Raw genomic sequence first — 23,385 nt, 5'->3', positions numbered from 1 at the left:
ATAAAAATGGATACTTCAAAGGAAAACACAATAAAAAATGAAGAGTTTTATGATAAGCAGTACGAAAAAGTAAACATAGAATCCATTTTAAATAAAATAAATAATCTAAACAGTTTTTTAATATATGCAACAGCAACTCATACAAGTTGGGTAGGTTTGTATCATAACAATTTTAAAGACCAATTAAAAGGAAAAAAAGTTTTAGAATTAGGATGTGGTGATTGCACTAATGCCGCTATAATGTCTGCTTTAGGTGCCGAAGTTCACGGAAATGATATTTCGCAAAAATCTGGAAAAATTATAAAAGCACTTAACGAAAAATATAATTTTAAAACTCCAATAAAATTTATAAATGGTGATTTTTTAAAAGCCAAAATTGTTGAAAATGATTATGATATTATAGTAGGAAAAGCTTTTGTACACCATTTAACACATGCTCAAGAAATTGAATTTACAGAAAAAATTGTAAAAGCATTAAAACCAAATGGTATGGTTCGCTATTTTGAACCAGCTGTAAATAATAAAATTCTAGATGAAATTCGTTGGCGCATACCTGTGCATGGTAGACCATCAAAATTTCAAAAAGAAAAATTTGCTATTTGGAAAGAGAATGACCCACATCCCGAAAGAGATAATTCTTCAAAGCGTTATATAAAAATAGGAAATACATATTTTAAGGATGTTATTATAACACCTATAGGAACAATAGAAAGATTTCACAGGCTTTTACCAAAAAAGTATAGTATAAAATTTAGACGCTTGGCGTTTAAAATTGAAAAATATATTCCAAAAAGGCTTAATTTAATTTTAACTCGAAGCCAATTAATAGTTTATAAAAACCCTAGAAAATAGATGTTAAGATTTAGTAAAAAAGCAATTAATAGTTTTTTATATAAATAGTGTTTTTATAATGAATAAAATATATATACTTTCTGTACATAAAAAACCAACACAATTAAAAAGGTTAATAGAAAAGTTAGACGATGACAGCTCTAAGTTCTATATACACGTCGATTTAAAAGCCGATATAAACATCTTTTTAAATCAAATTAAAAAAACAAACGTTTGTTTTATTAAAAATAGACTAGATTGTATTTGGGGTGATTTTTCTCAAGTTTTAGTTACAATAAACCTTTTAAAAAATGTAGCTCTTGAAAACCATAATAAGTTTACTAAAGTTATACTTTTAAGTGGTCAAGATTACCCAATAAAACGCTTGTCTCAAATAGATAACTATTTTATAGAAAATAAAGAATATGAATTTATTAGTTTCGATAAAAAAGCATTCAATAAAACTAATAAGCTTTACATAAATAGAGTTTTAAAATTTGCTATTAAACCTTCAGGTTTATCTCGTGGTTATATTTATTTGTCACCAATTTTTAATGCAGGAATAAATAATTTTAAATCATTTTTAAGTTTAACTATAAACGGACAGATAAAAATTAATAATTGGCCTATTTTCTTTAATGTTAGAAGAAAATCAATTTTTAAAAAACATTTCAAAGGGTCAAATTGGTGGGCGTTTAATCTGGAAACCGTTTTAAAATTATTAAAATATATTGAGTTAAATGAAAATGAATTATACAATTATTATCAATTTACCTCAAGTGCAGACGAACAATTTTTTCATACTATTTTAAAAGAATTAATGAAAAACGATGCCAACATAAAAATTAAATCCTCTTTACATTTTATTGATTGGGAAAGAAAAGATGTAGACTTACCAGTTACTTTTACAAAAAGTGATTTTCAATTACTAAAAAAACAACCTGAGTATTATTTATTTGCTAGGAAATTTGATTCAAAATTAGATGAAGAAATTTTAAACCTAATCGATAAGAATATTTTAAACAGTAATTAGTGTAAATTAATACTAAATAGTACAATATTTTCATTTAGAATTTTAATATTTAATTTTAATAAAATTTACAATTTGTGTTATAAAAGTTTATATTCTAAAAAAATTAAATGAAACCAACAGTATCAATAATAATGGCAACATACAATAGAGCTCAATATATTGTTGAGTCTATTAAATCTATTCAAGCGCAAACGTTCGAGAATTGGGAATGCCTAATAATAGACGATGGAGGAACTGATAATACAAGCGAAGTTTTAAAACCAATTTTAAAAGAAGATAATCGATTTTCTTACTTAAAAAGAACAGATAATTATGCAAAAGGATTACCAGGTACAAGAAATTATGGATTAGATTTGGCAAAAGGCGATTATATTATTTTCTTTGATGACGATGATATAGCACATCCTCAAAACTTAGAAATATGCGTTCACGAGTTTAAAACTAAAACTATAGATTTTTGTCGTTATATAAGAGCTGTTTTTACTGGAGATTTTAACTATAAATATGACTTTTCAAAAGAATATACACACTTTGAAATAGACAAAAAAGATGTAAACCGAATACTTAAAAACGAATTGCTTTTCAATTCTTGCGCTATCATGTGGAAAAAGGAATGTTTTGATGCTAATCATTACATAGAACACCTTATGTATGCAGAAGAATGGGAATTATATTCTAGAATTGTTGCACAGGGTTATAAAGGTATCTCTATAGATAAAATTTTATTCTATGGTAGAAAGCATGAACAATCTAATACAGGAGAGTTTTTTAAACAAGATCCTGTTAGGGTAAAATCTAATGCAGATGCCATTGTATTGGTTTTTCAAAACTTAAAAAAAGAAGGATTACTTTCTAGCAGTATTATTCGTTATTTTATTCAAGTCTCGTTAGATTATAAAAAGTATAATTTATTTAATAGAATAATGCTTACTCTTAATTTGTCAAAAAAAGAAACTTTAAAATGGAAATTGTATTACACTCAATTACCATTACGTTTATTCTTTTATAAATGGTATAAAAAATATTTAAAAAAATAAAATGAATTTTTTAATAATAGCACAAGACCTTAGAATTTCTGGTACAAGCGAAGGCGTAGTATCACGATCTTTTATAGCAAAGTTAAGGATAACGTATCCAGAGGCTACTATAGATGTGCTGTATCTTAAAAACCATAATAATGAAGATCAATTAGAATTATTGCCAGTAAACTCAATACAGTCTCACGTTATTAATTTAAAGCCAACATTTAGCGTTAAATGGATAAATAGATTTACACGAAGAGTGTTTAATATCTCTTGGTACGATAGATTTATACACAAATCTTATGCAAAACATATTGCAGCTGTAAATCATGAAAAATACAATCATATATTTATAAGAAGTGCAGGCTTAAACCACGAAACTATTTTAGCAGCTAAAGATTTACCAATTTTAAAAAAGGCAATAATAAATTTTCATGATCCTTACCCTTTTTTTTGGTATCAAGGTTCTAAAAATAAATTATCTGGAGACGAGCTAAATCGCTTTAGTAATATGTATAAAGTAGTGCAACAGGCAAAAGTTTGTTTAAGTACTGCACAGTTAATGTCTCAAGATATGGAGTTTTTATATGGTTCTAGAAAACGATTTTATACATTACCACATCAATTCTCTAAAACCGTTTTCGATTTAACAGATGTTAAACACATTCGTAAAAAACAAAAGCTTGTAACAATAGCTTATCATGGTTCAATTCAATTTGGAAGGCAAATAGAAGTTTTATTAGATGCTTATAGCTCTTTGGTTGCAACCAATTCTAAAATTAAAAATAATACAGAATTTGTATTACGTTTAGCAGGAGGAGATGTTCAAAAAATTAAAAACAAATATTTAGAAACTAAAAATATTGTAATTTTAGAAACTCTAAACTTTTCTAATTCATCTTACGAGCAAATGCATATCGCAGATTTAAATGTTATTTTAGAAAACGGACCACTATATTGTAATATTCTTGTTGGTAAAGCTCCTTTTTTAGGAGCTACAGATAAACCAATTTTTTGTGTATCGCCAGAACGAAGTGAATTAAAAAGATTAATTAAAGATAAAAAGTTTATTGCTTCAGGAAGTAATGTAAATGAAGTAAAAGAGAAGTTAGAAACCTTAATTCTCGATATAATTTTAAATAAAAAAACTTCAAACGTATTTGGCAGCTATTTTAGCGATGAATATTTTAAAGAAACATTAAATAGTATTTTGAAAATTGATTAAAATATGTTGTTAAACACTTTAAAAAAAATTATAAGGAAACGATATAATATTAGTTTTTCAAAATCTGGAGACGATATTCAGCTAAATAAACTAATTAATAAAACCACACCCGGTACATACGTAGATATTGGATGTTGGCATCCCGTAAAGGCTTCTAATACTTATTATTTTAGTTTAAGAGGTTGGAAAGGACTATGCATTGACCCTAATCCAGATTTAAAACCGTTGTATAAAACGTTTAGACCTAATGATTATTTTATAAATGCTGCAATTGGTGATTCTAACACCGAATTAGATTATTATTATCTTAAGGAAAGCTCTATGAATACGGTAAGTTTAGATTTTATAAAGAAGCATAACTTAGAAGATAAAATTATAAAAAAAACAAAAATCCCAGTATATTCATTAAAAAGCATATTAGAAAAGTATCTTACAGATGATGATAGATTAGATTTTTTCGATGTTGATGCAGAAGGTTATGATCTAGAAATATTAAAAACAAACGACTGGGAAAAATATAGACCAAGAATTGTTGTAATAGAAAGTGATATTAGCATTACAAGTGATATAGCTTCGGATATTGTTAAGTATCTAGAATCTAAAGATTATAAGCTTTTAGGTAAATCCATTATTAATGGAAATTTAGGTAATTTATTTTTAGTTTCTAATTATTAAAATGAGAATAGGTTACAACCCACATAAAGACCAAGTATTAGAAAAAACTGAATTTATACATCAGGTAATAATGCCAGTTTATATACCAAATCAAGAGGGTTATTTTAAAGATAGTTTCTCTATTTTAAAATTATCTTTAGAGTCTTTATTTAAGACCACACACAACAAAACATTTTTTTCTGTAATAAATAACGGAAGTTGTGAAGTGGTAGTTAATTACTTAGAAAATTTACATAAAAGTGGAGCCATTCAAGAGTTAATACATACCATAAACATTGGTAAATTAAATGCGATTATAAAAGGTTTGGTTGGTAACAATATAGAATTGGTTACCATTACAGATGCCGATGTTCTTTTTTCTAGCCAATGGCAAATAGAAACCACTAAGGTTTTTAGAGCTTTTCCAAAAGTAGGAGTGGTTGGTGTTGTACCTCAATTTAATATGTTTAAGGCACATTGTGGAAACATAATTTTTGATAATTTATTTAATAAAAATCTTAAATTTATTCCTGTAAAATCTCCAAAAGCATTAGCGTTATTTTATAAAAGTATTGGATGGGATACAACTTATAATAAAGATTTTTTAAAGTATGGTTTAGGTATACAAAGTAAAGAAGCAAATGTTTTGTTAGGTTCTGGTCACTTTGTAGCAACCTATAAAAAACATCAATTTGACGAAGTAAAATCTTATATAGGATATAAATTAGGTGGAAATTCTGAATCGTATTTAGATTCTGCAGCTTTAAATTTTGATTATTGGAGAGTAACAACACAGAATAACTATGCTTACCATATGGGCAATACTTTGGAAGATTGGATGTTAGAGGAAAGGCATATAGATAATATTGACGATATTGTTTTTTTAGAATCACAAAAAAGAAGAAAAATATCTAGGTTTAGCTACATGGTGAAAAATAAATTATTTTATAAGTTAATTTTAAATAAGCATGTTTCTAAATTGTTTTATTTCTGGAAAAAGCTTCCAAGAGAGATAATTGATAATTATAATAGCATAAAAGCAAAGTAAATGTTTTATAGAATTATAGTGTCTGCTTTTGCTGTACAGCCAGATCAAAAATCTAGCGAAGCTATTGTTAATAAAAACTGGTTCGATATAGTATCTAAAAAAGGAACTGTTATATATGCTATGTCTGCTTTTAGTAATTATTTATTTGAAAAAGAAGGGGTTAGGTTGGTGAAGAAGCACAAGGTAAGCTTAGTTTTATATAAGATTTCAAAAAAAAAGAAAGGTTTAATTACGTTTATATATCGATTATTAAATAAAATATACAAAACCCTTACAGGTTCTAATAGTAGTTTACAAGAAGAGCTTTGGGTAAAAGCACAAACAAAAATACTAGACAAAAGTATTATTAAAAAAGATGTTGTTTGGGCTAGAATTTTACCAGCTATATCAATAAAACCAGTGCTTAATGTTTATAATAAACAACCATTTCCTTTTGTTGTAAATGTAAACGACCCAATATATGCAGGTGTTTTTATAAAGAATAATTTAAACAGAGATCAATCTATCTTTTTAGAGACAAAAAAAATAGCACAAGCTTGGACGTTTCCATCGTCAAAATTAGCCGATAGAATGGCAAATAATTATAATCTAGATAGGCAACGCTGTTTTGTAATACCACATGCAATGCGTAAAGTTAAAAAGCTTTATGTAAGAAATATAGAGAAGAAGGAAGTCAATTTTTTATATACAGGAACTTTTTATAAGAGTGCTTTTACAGAAGAATTTAAAACGAGTTTAATCAATTTTAATAAGCTTAAAGAAGCTGAAAAAGTGAATTTTACATTTGTACTTTCACAATTCGACGACGATTCTATTACTTGGTTAAAAGCATCAATACCTAATGTTACTTTAAAGTATAAATTAGAGAGAACAGAAGTGCTAGAATTAGTTAAGCAATCGGACTGTATGTTTGTTGTAGATTCTATTTTGCATGGAGAACTATTAAAAGGCAAATTAATAGAAGCCTTATCTTTTGGTGTACCTGTATTAGGGGTTACTTATCCAAATTCTATTATGGATAAAGTGGTTAACACTTATGGCTGTGTTTCGGCTTATCAAAATAAAAAAGGAGACATATTAAATAAAATGAGGTTTTTTGTAGAAAACATCAATAATCTTAATTGGTTAAATGCATTTTATAAGCAAAGAACAATAGCTTTAGATAAAATTTCTGAAGATTATGTAGCAGAGGCCACACAGTTAGTAAACACATTTGCATACAATCGTTTTAACAATAAAAATAAAGCTACTATTGTAGCTCCGCAACAATTAAATTGGCCTTGATATAATAATATAAATAGTACTAAAATTGAAAACAATAATAGTTATACCAGCACGTGGAGGATCTAAAAGATTGCCAAATAAAAATGTTTTAACATTAGGTAATTTACCCTTAATAGTGCATAGTATTTTGTATGCTAAAGCCAATTTACATGTGGTGGATGCTATTTATGTAACAACAGATGATGTAGAAATAAAAAAAATAGCACTGTCCTATGGTGTAAATGTTATAGACAGACCTTCAAATATTTCAGGAGATTTTGAACCAACAGTTTCTGCGGTTAAACATGTTTTGCAATCTATAGAAGATGATATAGAAACAGTAATTCTATTGCAACCTACAAATCCATTAAGACCAAAAACATTACTGGAAGACTGTTTTAAAGTTTATAAAGAAAAAGTTTACGATAGCGTGTTTACAGTATCTCAAAGTCACCATAAGCTAGGTAAAATAAAGAATAATGTTTTTAAGCCTTTTAATTATAAACCGGGACAGCGTAGTCAAGATTTAGAACCATTATTTTTCGAAAATGGTTTAATATACATAACTAAAGCAACAAGTATATTAAATAATGAGATAATAACTAATAATGGGTTTCCTATTAAAGTAGAACATGTTTTTTCTTTAGTGGATATAGACACACAGAACGATTTAGATTATGCAAATTATATTTATTCAAGTTTTAATAAAATAAAGAGTTAATTAGAGGTAGATGAGAATAGAACAATTAACCTTTACAAGGTTTATAGCAGCTCTTTTAATTGTTGTTTTTCATTTTGCCAGTGGAAGATTTGGGTTTGCAAGTGAATACACGCAGTTTTTGTTTAAACAAGCAAATGTTGGAGTAAGCTATTTTTTTATTCTATCTGGTTTTGTTATGATTATTGCATATCATAAAAAATCAAAAATTAATTTTAAAGAGTATATGGTAAATAGATTTGCTAGAATCTATCCTGTATATTTAATTGCAACATTATTACTTTTGTTGCTATTGGTAATTTCTAACCAAATAGATTATTTAAATTTTTTTCTAAATTTAACCATGATACAGGCCTGGATACCAGATAAAGCTCTCGTGTTTAATATTGCAGCATGGTCATTATCTGTAGAGCTTTTTTTCTACTTAATTTTTCCGCTATTATTCAATAAGTTTTATTCTAAATTCAATTTTAAAAAATTATCAATAATAATTATACTATTTTGGTTAATTAGCCAATGTGTTTTTCATTTTTTTATAGCTCAAAAAGAATTTACCTACTTGTTGTACAGCAGTAAAGATATTATGTATCACCCGCTTTTTCATTTAAATGGTTTTGTAATAGGTAATTTAGCAGGATTATATTTTGTGAAAAGAAGTGAAAGAACAAAAAATTACGATTTCTATATTATTGGATTAGTATTACTTGTTTTATTAGCTTTAAAATTTCCTATTGGTTTAAATTTTCATAACGGTTTATTAGCTGTTTTTTTTATACCTATAATTGTTTTATTATCACTAAACACGGGATATTTAACTAAGTTATTTAATTATAAAGTTTTTATTTTTTTAGGAGAAATTAGTTATGGACTTTATATTCTTCAATTTATAGTATGGCAATATATAAGCGATTATAGATTAGAAAAGTATTTTGGTTTAAATAAAGCTGAAGATTTCTTATTTTGCTTCTTTTTAAGGCTGTTTATACTTATAGCTATATCTGTTATAAGTTATATATACATTGAAAAACCAGCAAGAAAGAAAATAAAAAAAATATGCAATAAATAAGATAAATTAATATGAATAAACCATACATAGAAATTGAAGGTCGTAAAATTGGTCAAGATTTTCCGCCATTAGTTATTGCAGAAATAGGTATAAACCACGAGGGATCTTTACAAGTTGCTAAAGACATGGTAGATGCTGCACATCGTGCAGGCGCAGAGGTTGTAAAGCACCAAACACATATTGTTGCAGATGAAATGAGTAGTGCTGCTAAAAAAGTAATTCCAGGAAATGCCAACGTTTCTATTTACGACATTATGGAACGCTGTTCTCTAAATGAAGACGATGAACTAGCACTTAAAAATTATGTAGAATCTAAAGGTATGATTTTTATTTCGACACCTTTTTCTCGAGCAGCAGCAGAGCGTTTAAAAAAATTTGATATTCCTGCTTATAAAATTGGATCTGGTGAGTGTAATAATTACCCATTACTAGAGCATATTGCACAATTTGGAAAACCAGTTATTTTAAGTACTGGAATGAATACTGTTAAAAGCGTTAAAAAAGCAGTCGCAATTTTTGATAAGTATAAAGTGCCAGTTGTATTATTACATACCACTAATTTGTATCCTACACCAGTGCATTTAGTGCGTTTTGGAGCGATGATGGAGTTACATAATGCTTTTCCAAATAAAATTTTTGGACTTAGTGATCACACTTTAAATAATAATGCTTGTTTAGGAGCTGTGGCATTAGGGGCCTCTGTTTTAGAGCGTCATTTTACAGACCATATGAAGCGTACAGGTCCAGATATTGTATGTAGTATGGACGAGCAGGCTTGCAAAGCTTTAATTAAAGATAGTGCAGAAATTGCTCTTATGCGAGGCGGTACTAAAGAACCTGCTAAAGAAGAACAAGTAACCATAGATTTTGCTTTCGCAACGCTATGTAGTATAAAACCAATTAAAGAAGGAGAAATATTTACTAAAAACAACATTTGGGTTAAAAGACCAGGCACTGGAGATATTTTAGCAGAGGAGTTTGAAAATGTCCTTGGAAAAATAGCAACAAGATCAATAGCAAGCGACGAACAATTAACTTGGGCAGATATTAAAGAATGGTAGATTTTGTTTCCTTTTTACAAACTAAAGTTTATAATTCTAAAGAGATTTCGCAAGAATTAGTACTAGAGGCTTTTGAGAAAAAGGTTAAAGATATAAATTATCATTTACCAGATTTATCAAAAAAAGAAATAGAACAAAGAATACAAAGTAATGCTAACGAGTTCGCAGTTTTTTTGTTTAGGTTAGGAAATTTACTTTTATTAAATAATAAAAAAGATTTAACACCTCAAATACACTGGTTGTTAAAAGAGTTGTGTTCTTGCGAAATCTATTTTAATAATACTATTGGCGAAGGTTTTTATGTAATACATGGCCAAGGCACAGTAATAGGTAGTAGAAATACCATTGGAAAAGGTTTTATTATACATCAAGGTTGTACTATTGGACATAAAAAAAATGGCGAAGGTAATGGAGTTATAATAGGCAATAATGTTACATTATATTGCAATGCTTCAATACTAGGTAATTTAAAAATAGAAAATAGCGTAACTATAGGTGCTCATGTACTTGTAAGCACTAATATTAGCAGTAACACTATTGTTTTAAAAGATGAAACAAATAGAATAGCGCCTTTAAAGTAGATAGATGAAAAAAATTGTTTTTTTAACAGGCACACGAGCAGATTTTGGAAAAGTAAAATCTTTAATACAAATTTTAGAGGGTAAAAACCAATTTGAGGTACACATATTTGTTACAGGTATGCACATGCTTGAAGAATATGGTTATACATTAATAGAGGTTAAACGTTGTGGTTTTAAAAATATTTCAACATTTAATAATCATACTCACGAAGCTACAATGGATTTAACATTGGCTAAAACAATTACTGGTTTTTCAGAATTTATAAAAACTGTAAATCCAGATTTAATTGTTATTCATGGAGATCGAGTTGAAGCATTAGCAGGAGCCATTGTAGGGAGTTTAAACAATAAGTTAGTGGCACATATTGAAGGGGGAGAACTATCAGGTACCATAGATGAGCTTATACGTCATTCTACAAGCAAAATGAGTCATATCCATTTTGTGGCAAATAATAAAGCCAAAGAGCGTTTAGAACAAATGGGGGAAATGCCAGGATCTATTTACACAATAGGTTCTCCAGATGTAGATATTATGTTCTCTAAAAACTTACCAAGTTTTGATACAGTTAAAACCTATTATAATATTACTTTTAATGATTATGCAGTAGCAATGTTTCATCCCGTTACTACAGAACATGAACAAATGGAATGTTATGCAAAACAATTTGTTAAAGCATTAGTAGAAAGTAAAAAGAACTATGTTGTTATTTTTCCTAATAACGATTTAGGAAGTAAAACTATACTTGAAGTTTATAAAGCCTTAAAAAAGCATCAAAGTTTTAGAATTTTTCCTTCTATTAGGTTCGAGTACTTTTTAACTTTATTAAAAAAATCTCAATTTATTATAGGAAATAGTAGTGCAGGTGTTCGCGAAGCACCTTACTATGGAATTCCTACAATTAATGTTGGAACAAGACAAGCAAATAGAGTTTTATTAGGTTCAATTATTAATTCAAGTTATAATACTGTAGATATTTTAGAGGCTATCAATAATATAAAAGAGTTTGAAATTGAGAAAAAAGAAATTTTTGGAAAAGGAAATAGCGCAGAAGCTTTTTTAAAAACGCTGTTAACGGAAGGTTTCTGGGAAACCAACCATCAAAAACAATTTATGGATATTTAAATTATGCTAACAGTTAGTAACTATCATTACATTCGAGAAGATTTTAAAACAAAGTACCCTAGTATTTTTGGCGTGTCGCCTTCAAGTTTTAAAAAGCAGTTAAAGTTGCTTAAAAATCAAGGCGATTTTATTTCTTCTAAAAATTTAATTGAAAACGAGCATAGAATTTTAACTAGTAAAGAAAATTACATATTAATAACTTTTGATGATGGTTTAAAAGAGCAAGTACATTTTGGTTTTTCAATATTAAACGAACTAAGTATTCCAGCTTTGTTTTTTGTGAATTCCATTAACTATCAAGAACAAAAGATATCTACCGTGCACAAAATTCATTTGTTAAGGTCTAAAATTGAATCTGAAATTATATTAAAAAGAATTGAATCGAAATATATAAGTAAATTGAAATTTTTAGATATTGCTAAAATAAAAGCGATTTATATTTACGATGATGAAAAAAGTGCTGTTTTAAAATACATATTAAATTTTATTTTAGACTATAAGGAGCGAGAAGAGGTTGTAAACGAGTTATTTTCTAATTATTTTAATGAAAATGAGATGTTAAATTATTTGTATATGACGACAAATAATTTGCAAGAATTAGCTGGTTTAGGGTATTTAGGGAGTCATACACATAGCCATTATCCTCTTGGTTTATTGCCTTCAAAACAAATAGCTAACGAGTTAGAACATTCTAAAAAATATTTAGAAAATTTAACCAAAACTAAAATAGAAACGGTAGCTTATCCATATGGAACAGAAGAGGCTTGCACAGCTGAGGTGTCTAAATTAGCTGCGTTAGCTGGATATAAATTTGGTTTTACAACTAAACGAGGTGTAAATAATAACACTAAAAATAAACTACTCTTAAATAGATTCGATTGTAACGATATTATTGGAGGAAAAAATTATAAATCATGATAACCAGAGAAGCAACCATAAATGATTGGGACGAACTATTTGTTTTCTTTACAAAAATATATAGGAAGAACCACCCTTTACATAAATTAGAATTTTGGAAATGGCAATTTGGAGACCCTAAATTTGGACGTTCTTTTATTTGTTTAAATGAGAATAAAGAAATAGTTGGGCATGTAGGAGCTAATTTTCAAGGAGGTTTAGCTTGGATAATTAATGTGTATTTAGATAAAGAGTGCAGAGGAAAAGGTGTTTTAACAAAGTTATATGCATTGGCAAGAAATTATTACCCATTAGCTGCTACTGCAGCTAACGAAGCCGGTTTGGGATTGTATCGTAATATGAGATGGATTCGTTATCATGATTTGGTTCGCTATGTAAAAATTAATCCGCAATTAGAAGACAAGTCATTTCATTCTGTTTGTAAAAGCACTCCAGTTAATGTTAAACATTTATTAAATGCAAAATCGCATTATTTTCAACAACCAGGTATTAAAGGTTTGTTGTTTAATGATGGCTCTAAAGCTGTAAGTCAAGAGCATGTAGGAGGATTAAGAGCTGTAAATATTGTAGATCTTAATGCTTTTGAAGAACAAGTATGGATGTTGGGATATAGCTGGATAGATTATATTACCTCTTGGAATGACTTAGAAATAAAAAAACTTGAAAAAAATGAATGGACTATAGATTATAAAAATGTTGTGCCTTGGCGTTTAAATCCAGTCGAAGAAAACTATTTTTGCGATATTACATTTCTTTCAGAAAAACCTTTGGATAACGAATTTATTGTTCACAGAAATTTTTCAGATCATGGAAGAATAGGTAGTTTATAGATTATTATGATAAATAAAAAAGTATTTATTCTTATCCCGTCCGGTATTGCACTTCGTAATTTTGCATTCACCAAATTTCACGATTTAGCTAAAGCTCAAAACCTAGATATTACTTATTGGAATAGTACACCTTTTTCTATTTCAGAAATGGGTTATAAGGAAATTAGGCTAAGTAATATTAAACCACATTGGCTTACAGGTATATTAAAGAACGCTAGAAAAACGATAGAATTAAATTTAAATATTAAAAATACTGGAGACTCTATTTATAATGCATATAAGTTTCCAGCTAGTAATAAATCTTTAAAGGCAGTTGTTAAAAGTATAATAACTAAAATTAGTACAACTCTTTTCTCTTCTCCAAAAGGATTAGAGAGGCTTAAAAAGATAATTAATAAAATAGAAAGTTCAACTGCTTATTACAACAATTGTGTTAATGTTTTAAAAAAAGAACAACCAGATTTTCTTTTTTGTACTAACCAAAGAATTGTAGATGCTATTGCGCCTTTACTTGCTGCTAGAAGTATGGGTATTCCTACTGCTACATTTATTTTTTCTTGGGATAATTTACCTAAAGCAACGCTAGTTGTAGATACAGACTATTATTTTGTTTGGAGTGATTTTATGAAAAATGAAATGCTTTATTATTACGCTCAAATTAATGCCAACCAGATAAAAATAACAGGAACACCACAATTTGAGTCGCATTACGATAGCGAAACAATAAAAACAAAAGAGGTGTTTTATAAGGATTATAATCTAGACCTTAAAAAAGAATACGTTTGTTTTTCTGGAGACGATGTTACCACTTCTCCAGACGATCCTAAATATTTAGATGATTTTGCGAAGGCAATAGCATCTTTAAATACAAAAGGATATAATCTTGGTATCCTTTTTAGAAAATGTCCAGTAGACTTTTCTAATAGGTATGATAATGTTATATCTAAATATAAAGGGTTAATTATAGAAGTGGCTCCCAAATGGCAAAATGTAAATAATACATGGAATACGATGTTACCTAGTAAAGAAGATAATATTTTGTTATCTAATACTATAGCGCACTCTTTGTTTGTTGTAAATTTGGGGTCTTCTATGGTTTTCGATTATGCCGCATTTAACAAAGCTTGTGGTTATTTTAATTACAATCAAAAAGAACAATTAAATACTAATTGGAGTATTCATACATGTTATAAATATATTCATTTTCGTTCCATGCCAGAAGGAGCAGTAGTATATTTTGATCAAGCAGAAGAGATTGAAGAGAAAATACTAAGTATTATTAAAATAAAATCTGATACAGCAAAGAAAGCAAAATTATGGTATGATATAATATGTAAATTTCCACAAAAGGAATCTTCTAATAGAATTTTATACGAGATATCTAAAATAATATCTAAAAAACGCAAGTAAAAGTATGGGAGTATTAAATTTTAAACATATTCTAGAAGAAGACCTAAAACGTTATGGGTTAAACTCTAAAGTTTCCTTTTTTAGTTGCCTAAAATATCTGTTAATTTATACTGCTCCAGGAGTTAAGTTTTCCATTGTATTTAGAAATTGTCAGTATTATAGAAAAAAAAACAGGATTTTGTTTTATTTTTTCTTTTTGTATTTAAGAAGAATCAAACACAAATACGGTTTTGATATATCGTATAGAACATCTATTGGAAAAGGGCTTTATTTAGGGCATTTTGGAGGTGTAGTAATACATGGCGAGAGTGTAATTGGTGAGTACTGCAATATTTCTCAAGGTATTACAATAGGTGTTTTAAATAGAGGTAAAAATAAAGGCGTTCCCAAAATAGGAAACCATGTATTCATTGGTCCAAATGCAGTAATTGTTGGTGGTGTTTTAGTTGAAGATGATGTTTTAATAGGAGCGAATAGCTTAGTGAATTTTAATGTAAAAACGAAGTCTGTAATAGCTCCATCACCATCGCAAATTATATCCTTTAAAGGTTCTCAAGGTTATGTTTAAACCTTTTAAATAAAATTAATAAATGAATTCTAAGATAAAGACACTTTCCATTATTATACCTGCTTACAATGAAGCAAATACAATACATTTAATTTTAGATAAGGTTAAGGATGTAGTATTGTTAAATGATATTTGTAAAGAAATTATTATTGTTAACGATTGTAGTAGCGACAATACTGTGCAGGTTATTCAAGAGTATCTTGAGGTAAATAAGGATATGAATATTAAACTTTTTCAACAAGAAAAAAATTATGGAAAAGGTGCAGCTTTACATAGAGGCATAAAAGAAGCGACAGGAGAAATAATAATAATTCAAGATGCTGATTTAGAGTATAATCCAAATGAGTATAACAGGTTGTTAAAGCCTATAGTAGATGGTTTTGCAGATGTTGTTTATGGTAGTAGGTTTATTGGAGGTAACCCGCATCGAATTTTATTTTTTTGGCATAGTTTAGGAAATAAATTTTTAACTTTTTTAAGTAATATGATGACTAATATGAACTTTACAGACATGGAAACCTGTTATAAAATGTTTAGATCTGAGCATATTAAATCATTAAAATTAAAGGAAAAACGATTTGGTTTTGAACCAGAAGTAACTGCTAAAATGTCGCGAATTAAAAATATTCGTGCCTACGAAGTTGGTATAAGCTACTATGGAAGAACTTATGACGAAGGAAAAAAAATAGGATGGAAAGATGGAGTTAGAGCTATTTATTGTATTATTAAATATAAACTTGTAAAATAATAATGCCTATTAAAAGTTTCACTATTCTAATAATAAGTGTTTTAATATTACTAACTCCTAAGTTTTATTATTTATACTTATCACTTGATAGTAATAAGTATACCGAAAAGAGTGTTTATAATAGTGGAGATGAGACACATTATTTATTGTTGGCTAAAAATTTAAGTGAAAATTTTGTCTATGCAGACAATGGTTCAAACACCCCAACAGAATCTGCTGTATGGAGATCGCCAATTTGGCCCATAATCTTAGCTGCTTTGTTTGCTATTACAAACCAAATATTTTCTTTAATTTTATTAAAGTTTATAATGGAATTAACTCTCATTGCTTTAGCTCTTTCTTTATATTATAAATATGGTGGTATTAAGTATAAATTTATTTTTCCTTTTTTATTATTACTTATAGAGCCACAATATATTAAATACTCATTAACATTCCTTTCCGAGAGTATAACATCTATTTTTATATTAATACTAGTAATATGTTTTTTATTGTTTTCAAATTCTAGAAAATATAGTATATCAATAATTGTATGCGCTTTAATTGTTTTTTATTGTCATCCAGTTAGTGCTTTTTTCGTTGGTTTCCTATTACTGTTTTATGGTCTGTTAAACCTTAAAAAATCTTTTTGGCGTGTACTATGTCATGCTTTAATATTTATTTCTGTTTTTTCTATATGGCCAATAAGAAATCATTTAACTTTTAATAAAGGTTTTTTTATAACTGCATCTCAAGGTGCAACATTTTCGAAAGGATGGAATAAAAATGTAATTTCTAAATTTAATAATTGTGATGGCGATTTAGCAAATGAAGGTTTAAACCTAGACTATTTAAGTTTAAAAGACGAGGATACAAAAAATCTTAGCGTTTTAGATAAAAGCAAATTATATAAAAAAGCAACATTTACCTTTTTAAAAGCAAGTAGTTATTCAGAAATTTTAAAAATAATTTTAGTAAAGATAAAATCAAATTTTAATCCATTCATGGAAAAAAGTAAAGATGTTTTTTTAGAAAAAATAGCAGTGCCATTTAGGTTTCTTTATTGCTTCGTTTTTATTCAGACGCTATATTTTCTTTTGTTTAAAAAGGAAGAACTTATAGTTTCTAATAGATATAAGGTTTCCATAGCTATATTAGCCATATTATTAGGTCAAGTTTTTATGTCTGTTTATATATATACAGGCTTGAGATTTAATGCTATTTATAGTTTAGTGTTGCTTTTTTTATCAATAGTTTTTAATATGAATTTAATTAATAAATTGTTTATTTTAATAGGTTCTAAATATAAAAGTATAAGCAGATGAAAATAGCATTCTTAACACCAGAATACCCACATGAGCGCATTGGTCATTCTGGAGGTATTGGTACAAGTATTAAACATCTTGCAATAGCCTTAAATAAATTAGGTCATGAAGTTAGTTTATTAATATATGGTCAAAATGAAGATGTTCAATTTAAAGAGGATGACATTCAGTTTTATAAAATAAAAAACCCAAAATTAAAAGGGGTATCGTGGTACTTAACACGAAAGAAAATACAAAAGCTAATAAACGGTTTACATACTATAGGTAAAATAGATCTTGTTGAGGCTCCAGACTGGACAGGAATAGCTTCATTTATAAATATAAACTGCCCAATAGTAATAAGAGAGAATGGTAGTGATACTTATTTTTGTTATTTAGACCAAAGACCAGTAAAAGCTATTAATCGTTTTCATGAAAAACAAGCCTTGAAGCAAGTGGATGGAATTATTGCTGTTAGTCAATTTACCGGAGCATTAACTAATAAACTTTTTAATTTAAATAGACAATTTACAGTAATTCCCAATGCAATAAGTTTAAAAGATTTTAAGCCTTCTGTATTGTCTTTAAAAAAGAGTTCAAAAACCATATTGTATTTTGGTACATTAATTAGAAAAAAGGGATTACTAGAATTACCACATATTTTTAATATAGTTAATCAAATACATCCAGACGCCACTTTATTATTGGTAGGAAAAGATAGTCCTGATATTAAAACGCAATCGGGATCCACTTGGGCATTAATGCAGCCTTTGTTTACTGTATCTGCTTTGCAAAAAGTAAATTATATTGGAGCTGTAGCCTACACCAAAATGCGAGAGCAGATTCAAAATGCTAGTTTATGCGTATTTCCTACATTTGCAGAAGCCTTACCTGTATCATGGTTAGAAGCTATGGCTTTAAAAAAGCCCATTGTAGCATCAAATGTTGGTTGGGCAAAAGAAGTTATTAATGATGGTGAAAATGGGTTTTTAGTACATCCAACTGCACATAAAGATTACGCTAATAAAATTATAAAACTATTAGAAGATTCAACGTTGTGCGAAACCTTTTCTCGAGAAGCTAGGCAAAAAGTAGAACAAAGTTTTAGTGCAGAAATTATAGCGCAAAAAAGTGTAGATTTTTATAAAAAAATAATAGATGCTTATACTGTTTCATAAAAATAATAAAGTTGTTGATGTTATAGATGTAGAATTAGGTTTGAAAATAAATAATTCTGAAAATAACCCAACAAAAGCACTATTTAATTTATCTTCCACTTTTAGTAGTCGTATTATTTGTTGGGCGCATTTTAGTTATAAGGGTAGTATCAATCTTGAAAAATTAAAGTCATTTTTCTTAAATACTAATACTATGGTTTCTACCGGAAGTATAAGTTACTTATCCGATTCGATTGGATATGTCGAAGACTCTCTTTTTATAAATGTTAATAAAAAAGTAAAATACCCTACTTGGTTAATGCATAGTAACTGTGGCGCAATTTATGGTAAGCATTTGCTAACATTTAAACCGTATATTGATGTAAATCAAGATTTAGTGTACAATTTAAATAGTATAGCAAAATTAGGAATAAGCAATGGTTTATACTGTTATGCTTCATCAAAAATTATCGAGAAAAATAATCTAGATGCTACTTTTAAAATCGCATCTAAAGCAAAACTATTTCAGTTTGTAAAAGAACATTACAAAGTAAGATGGCTTTTTTTACTATTCCTTAACTTTATAATACATGAAAAGAAAATACTAATTATCCCTTTATTAAAAAGTCTTAAATATAAGAGGAAATATTATAAAAATCTTATAGCCTCAGATAATAAAATAGATACTATAGAAATAGAAAAAACAATATCTGTTATAATTCCAACATTAGGAAGGGCACCATATTTATATAATGTTTTAAAAGATTTAGCTTTACAAACATTAAAGCCAACCGAGGTTATAATTATTGAGCAAGGTGATAAAACTTTTTTTAAAACAGAATTAGATTATTTGAAGATAGATAATTGGCCTTTTAAAATAGTCCATAAATTAATTACAAAAACAGGAGCATGTAATGCAAGAAATATTGGTTTGAATTTTGTAACTTCTAAATATACATTTTTTGCTGATGACGATATAAGGTTTAATAAAAACATGTTAAGTGAAGCATTAAGTTTTATGGAAGTTCAAGGTCACGATGCAATAACTTTAAGCTGTTTAAAAGAGAGTGAAATAGAAACTCAAAAAGTACCAGTACAGTGGAAATCTTTTGGTTCCGGTTGTAGTATTGTTAAAAGTAATGTAATAAAAGACCTTAAATTTAATATGGCTTTCGAGCATGGTTTTGGTGAAGATGCAGATTATGGTATGCAGCTTAGAAATAAAGGCGTTGATGTTATTTATTTACCTTTTGTAAAGTTAAAACACTTAAAAGCTCCAATTGGAGGTTTTAGAACAAAACACACCCATGCTTGGGAAATAGAAAAAGTGCTACCTAAGCCATCTCCAACAATTATGCTATATAATTTAAAATATAAAACAAAGGAGCAAGTAAATAGTTATAAGCTAACTTTATTTTTAAAACTTTATAAAAGACAGTCTATAAAGCAACCTTTTAAGTATTATAATATGTTTAAAGAACGTTGGGCAAAAAGTCAAACTTGGGCTAATAAGTTGGAAAATAAGGCTATTTAATATGAAGTTTTCTTTAATAATTTGTACCTATATGCGACCAAAACCACTTTTACAATTGTTGGAGTCGGTAAAAAGTCAAACCTTATATCCAAATCAAATTATTATTGTTGATGGCTCTATAGGTAATGAAACAACAAGAGTTATAGAAAATAATGTATTCGAAAATTTAGAGTATTATAAAGTTGATGAACTAAATCGAGGTTTAACTAAACAGCGTAATTTTGGAGTTAATACAGTAAATAAAACATCAGAAATTATATGTTTTTTAGATGATGATGTTGAGCTCAAAAAAAACTATTTTGAAGTATTAATTAGTACCTATAAAATTCACCCTGAAGCTTTGGCGGTTGGAGGGTACATAACAAATGAAATATGTTGGGAAACACAATCTACAAGAAATAATACTTCTTATTTTTATTTTGATGGATGGCAACGATTAGATCCTTTAAGATTTAAAATGCGAAAACGATTTGGTTTATTACCAGATGCAAAACCAGGTTGGATGCCTACCTTTTCTCATGGAAGATCTGTAAGTTTTTTGCCTCCATCTGGAAAAGTTTATCAAGTAGAACAAATAATGGGAGGTGTATCATCTTATAAAAAGAAAGTTTTTAATACCTTATCTTTTTCAACGTATTTTGAAGGTTACGGGTTGTATGAAGATGCAGATTTCTCTATACGATTAGCTAAACAAGGAAAATTATTTATAAATACAGCAGCACAATTAGCACATTATCATGAAGCATCTGGAAGACCAAATCAATTTAAATATGGAAAAATGGTCATTAGAAATGGTTGGTATGTTTGGCGTGTAAAATATCCAAACCCTAGTTTTAAAGCTTGTTTTAAGTTTTATGCGACATCTATATTGTTAATGACTATTCGCGCGACTAATAGTATTACTTCTAAAGAAAAACGTAAAGCTATAACTGAAGCCTTTGGACGATTTGCAGGTTTGATTTCGTTAATTTTTAAGAAACCTAGAATTCAAACGTAATTTATGGAAACAATATATATCTTAAATATTTCTAACTTTTATTCATCTTATTATTCATCTGGTTTAAATAGAGTATTTAATATTAAGTTTGAAATGGATCCACGATTTTTAAAATTAAAAATTAAATAATGCGTTTTTTAATAGTTACTCATGTCTTACATAAATTAAGCGCTCAACAGCAGTATGCTTATGCTCCTTATGTGCGTGAGATGAATTTGTGGTTAAAACATGTAGATGAGGTTGAAATTGTTGCTCCAGTAATAGATGCATCTGTTTCTAATATAGACATAGCTTATACTCATAACAAACTTACATTAACTAAAATACCTGCAATTGCTTTTATTAATGTAAGTAGTGTTATTAAGTCTATATTGGCATTACCATACATTATTTTTAATCTTTGGCAAGCTTGTAAGCGTGCAGATCACATACATTTAAGATGTCCAGGTAATATTGGGTTATTAGGCTGTATGTTACAAATATTTTTTCCGAAGAAAATAAAAACCGCTAAATACGCAGGTAATTGGGACCCCAAGGCTAATCAACCCTTAAGTTATCGTATTCAAAAACGTATTTTATCCAATACCTTTTGGACTAAAAATATGACTGTTTTAGTGTATGGTGCGTGGGACAATCAAACCAAAAATATTAAACCGTTTTTTACTGCAACATATAAAGATAATGAGCGATGTAAAATTGAAACAAAAAATTACTCAAAAACATTACGGTTTGTATTTGTAGGAAGTTTAGTTAGTGGTAAGCGTCCTTTACTAGCTATTCAAATTATAGAAGCACTAAAGCATAAAGGCTATTCTGTGACACTAGATTTATATGGCGATGGCGTATTAAAACAAGAATTACAAGCTTATATTGATACAAACCAATTGCAAAATATTATAGTTTTACACGGAAATCAAAGCAGTACTATTGTCAAACAACAATTAAAAGCTGCTCATTTTACGCTATTAGCTTCTCAGTCCGAAGGTTGGCCCAAAGCTATAGCAGAAGCTATGTTTTTTGGAGTCATACCCATTGCTACAGCAATATCTTGTGTCCCTAATATGTTAGATAATGGTAATAGAGGTATTTTAATAACGCCTAACGTAAATGAAGCAGTTGCTAAAATTGAAGCTGCTTTATCTCATACTAAAACATTAGAACAAATGTCTAGAGACGCTTTAGCTTGGTCACAGTATTATACTTTAGATTTATTTGAAGATGAAATTAAAACATTAATACAAAATAAATGAGAGTCCTTCAATTAATTGATAGTTTAAATGCTGGAGGCGCAGAGCGTGTTGCTGTTAATTATGCCAATGGTTTAGTAGGTCAGGTGGAACGAAGTTATTTATGTAGCACGAGAGCAGAGGGTTTGCTAAAATCTAGTATCAATAATCAGGTTGGTTACTTGTTTTTAAACAAGACAAAGACTTTAGATTTTAAAGCTATTAAAAGATTAACTCGTTTTATCAAACAGAATAATATAAACTTAATTCATGCTCATAGCTCTTCTTTTTTTATAGCAACCTTTGTTAAATTGTTACATCCAAAACTGCAATTGGTTTGGCATGACCATTACGGTAACCGAATTAATACACCAAGGAAAGAAATATTAATATTTCAAATTTGTTCAATATTTTTTTCGAAAATTTTAGTTGTTAATAATGACTTAAAAAAATGGTCCAAGAAAAAAATGCTTACAAAGCACATTCATTATATAAATAATTACCCGTTATTAGACTATAGTATAAAACAAACTGTTTTAAAAGGGGTTGATAACAAACGTATTATTTGTTTAGCTAATCTAAGACCTGTAAAAAATCATCCTTTTTTAATAAAATCATTTAAAAAGATATTAAAAAATCATCCGGATTGGACTTTACATTTAGTTGGTCAGAATAACAATGATAACTATTCAGAAAGGTTAAAGTATTTAATAAAATCACTACAGTTAAATAAAAATGTATTTTTTTATGGAAGTTGTCCTGATATAGCTAATATTTTAAATCAAGTTGAAATTGGTGTTTTGTCTTCTAAATCAGAAGGTTTACCTATAGCATTATTAGAATATGGTTTAAATGGAATAGCAACTATTGCAACAGATGTTGGGTATTGCCGAAAAATAATATCAAATTTTAAAAACGGGTTGTTAATTGAATCTAATAATTCAGAACAGATGGTTAATTCAATTGAATATTTAATTAATAATACTAATATTAGACAAAATTATTCTAGTCAATTGAGACGTTTTATTTTAGAAAATTATTCAGAATCTTCGACCTTAAACCGTTTGTTAGAAATTTATAAACAGTGAT

General features: G+C 28.1%; 23 protein-coding genes. All 23 read left to right on the top strand.

Going from position 1 to position 23,385, the window contains the following annotated elements; genetic code table 11:
• The first annotated feature begins 6 nt into the window (after positions 1-6).
• Positions 7-852 (top strand): class I SAM-dependent methyltransferase, encoded by an 846-nt coding sequence (locus ABD715_RS09755; RefSeq protein WP_344788014.1) that lies wholly within the window; start codon positions 7-9, stop codon positions 850-852.
• Positions 853-910: 58 nt separating this feature from the next.
• The gene (locus tag ABD715_RS09750) at positions 911-1,864 is read left to right on the top strand and encodes a beta-1,6-N-acetylglucosaminyltransferase (protein WP_344788013.1); all 954 of its coding nucleotides are present in this window, start codon (positions 911-913) and stop codon (positions 1,862-1,864) included.
• 107 nt (positions 1,865-1,971) lie between these two features.
• Positions 1,972-2,901: a glycosyltransferase family 2 protein gene (locus ABD715_RS09745; protein ID WP_344788012.1), complete on the top strand. Its 930-nt coding sequence runs from the start codon at positions 1,972-1,974 to the stop codon at positions 2,899-2,901.
• Between the two features lies 1 nt (position 2,902).
• A complete protein-coding gene (locus ABD715_RS09740; RefSeq protein WP_344788011.1) occupies positions 2,903-4,111 on the top strand; it encodes a glycosyltransferase family protein in 1,209 nt (402 codons plus the stop codon).
• Between the two features lie 3 nt (positions 4,112-4,114).
• Complete coding sequence (locus tag ABD715_RS09735) at positions 4,115-4,786, top strand: FkbM family methyltransferase (protein ID WP_344788010.1); 672 nt, start codon at positions 4,115-4,117, stop codon at positions 4,784-4,786.
• A 1-nt stretch (position 4,787) separates the two neighbouring features.
• Positions 4,788-5,813: a glycosyltransferase family 2 protein gene (locus ABD715_RS09730; protein ID WP_344788009.1), complete on the top strand. Its 1,026-nt coding sequence runs from the start codon at positions 4,788-4,790 to the stop codon at positions 5,811-5,813.
• Positions 5,814-7,097, top strand: coding sequence for a glycosyltransferase family protein (locus tag ABD715_RS09725; RefSeq protein WP_344788008.1), 1,284 nt, complete (start codon positions 5,814-5,816; stop codon positions 7,095-7,097).
• 25 nt (positions 7,098-7,122) lie between these two features.
• A complete protein-coding gene (locus tag ABD715_RS09720; protein WP_344788007.1) occupies positions 7,123-7,797 on the top strand; it encodes an acylneuraminate cytidylyltransferase family protein in 675 nt (224 codons plus the stop codon).
• 10 nt (positions 7,798-7,807) lie between these two features.
• Positions 7,808-8,860, top strand: a complete 1,053-nt coding sequence (locus ABD715_RS09715; RefSeq protein WP_344788006.1) for an acyltransferase family protein — start codon at positions 7,808-7,810, stop codon at positions 8,858-8,860.
• An 11-nt stretch (positions 8,861-8,871) separates the two neighbouring features.
• Positions 8,872-9,921, top strand: coding sequence for an N-acetylneuraminate synthase family protein (locus ABD715_RS09710; RefSeq protein ID WP_344788005.1), 1,050 nt, complete (start codon positions 8,872-8,874; stop codon positions 9,919-9,921).
• Positions 9,915-10,502: an LbetaH domain-containing protein gene (locus ABD715_RS09705; protein WP_344788004.1), complete on the top strand. Its 588-nt coding sequence runs from the start codon at positions 9,915-9,917 to the stop codon at positions 10,500-10,502. Before ABD715_RS09710 ends, ABD715_RS09705 begins: the two co-directional genes overlap by 7 nt.
• Positions 10,503-10,506: 4 nt before the next feature.
• On the top strand, positions 10,507-11,625 hold the full coding sequence (gene neuC / locus ABD715_RS09700) for a UDP-N-acetylglucosamine 2-epimerase (protein ID WP_344788002.1): 1,119 nt from the start codon (positions 10,507-10,509) through the stop codon (positions 11,623-11,625).
• A 3-nt stretch (positions 11,626-11,628) separates the two neighbouring features.
• Positions 11,629-12,543, top strand: a complete 915-nt coding sequence (locus ABD715_RS09695; protein WP_344788001.1) for a polysaccharide deacetylase family protein — start codon at positions 11,629-11,631, stop codon at positions 12,541-12,543.
• Positions 12,540-13,373, top strand: coding sequence for a GNAT family N-acetyltransferase (locus ABD715_RS09690; RefSeq protein ID WP_344787999.1), 834 nt, complete (start codon positions 12,540-12,542; stop codon positions 13,371-13,373). The genes ABD715_RS09695 and ABD715_RS09690 overlap by 4 nt, the downstream gene beginning before the upstream one ends.
• Before the next feature lie 6 nt (positions 13,374-13,379).
• Positions 13,380-14,783, top strand: coding sequence for a UDP-glycosyltransferase (locus ABD715_RS09685; protein ID WP_344787997.1), 1,404 nt, complete (start codon positions 13,380-13,382; stop codon positions 14,781-14,783).
• Between the two features lie 4 nt (positions 14,784-14,787).
• The gene (locus ABD715_RS09680) at positions 14,788-15,351 is read left to right on the top strand and encodes a serine O-acetyltransferase (RefSeq protein ID WP_344787996.1); all 564 of its coding nucleotides are present in this window, start codon (positions 14,788-14,790) and stop codon (positions 15,349-15,351) included.
• Positions 15,352-15,373: 22 nt separating this feature from the next.
• Positions 15,374-16,099 carry a glycosyltransferase family 2 protein gene (locus tag ABD715_RS09675; RefSeq protein ID WP_344787994.1) on the top strand — a complete coding sequence of 242 codons (726 nt, stop codon included), beginning with the start codon at positions 15,374-15,376 and terminating at the stop codon, positions 16,097-16,099.
• Positions 16,100-16,101: 2 nt separating this feature from the next.
• Positions 16,102-17,403 (top strand): hypothetical protein, encoded by a 1,302-nt coding sequence (locus ABD715_RS09670; protein ID WP_344787993.1) that lies wholly within the window; start codon positions 16,102-16,104, stop codon positions 17,401-17,403.
• The gene (locus ABD715_RS09665) at positions 17,400-18,560 is read left to right on the top strand and encodes a glycosyltransferase family 4 protein (RefSeq protein WP_344787992.1); all 1,161 of its coding nucleotides are present in this window, start codon (positions 17,400-17,402) and stop codon (positions 18,558-18,560) included. The genes ABD715_RS09670 and ABD715_RS09665 overlap by 4 nt, the downstream gene beginning before the upstream one ends.
• Entirely contained in the window at positions 18,541-20,073 is a 1,533-nt protein-coding gene (locus tag ABD715_RS09660; RefSeq protein WP_344787991.1) for a glycosyltransferase family 2 protein, read from the top strand. The genes ABD715_RS09665 and ABD715_RS09660 overlap by 20 nt, the downstream gene beginning before the upstream one ends.
• Before the next feature lies 1 nt (position 20,074).
• Positions 20,075-21,070, top strand: coding sequence for a glycosyltransferase family 2 protein (locus ABD715_RS09655; protein WP_344787989.1), 996 nt, complete (start codon positions 20,075-20,077; stop codon positions 21,068-21,070).
• Between the two features lie 128 nt (positions 21,071-21,198).
• Complete coding sequence (locus ABD715_RS09650; protein WP_344787988.1) at positions 21,199-22,320, top strand: glycosyltransferase family 4 protein; 1,122 nt, start codon at positions 21,199-21,201, stop codon at positions 22,318-22,320.
• The gene (locus ABD715_RS09645) at positions 22,317-23,384 is read left to right on the top strand and encodes a glycosyltransferase (RefSeq protein ID WP_344787987.1); all 1,068 of its coding nucleotides are present in this window, start codon (positions 22,317-22,319) and stop codon (positions 23,382-23,384) included. The genes ABD715_RS09650 and ABD715_RS09645 overlap by 4 nt, the downstream gene beginning before the upstream one ends.
• Position 23,385 lies beyond the last annotated feature (1 nt).

The sequence above is a fragment of the Postechiella marina genome, assembly GCF_039538365.1.
GTDB classification, from domain to species: domain Bacteria; phylum Bacteroidota; class Bacteroidia; order Flavobacteriales; family Flavobacteriaceae; genus Postechiella; species Postechiella marina.
This window is presented reverse-complemented; position numbering and strand designations above follow the sequence as displayed.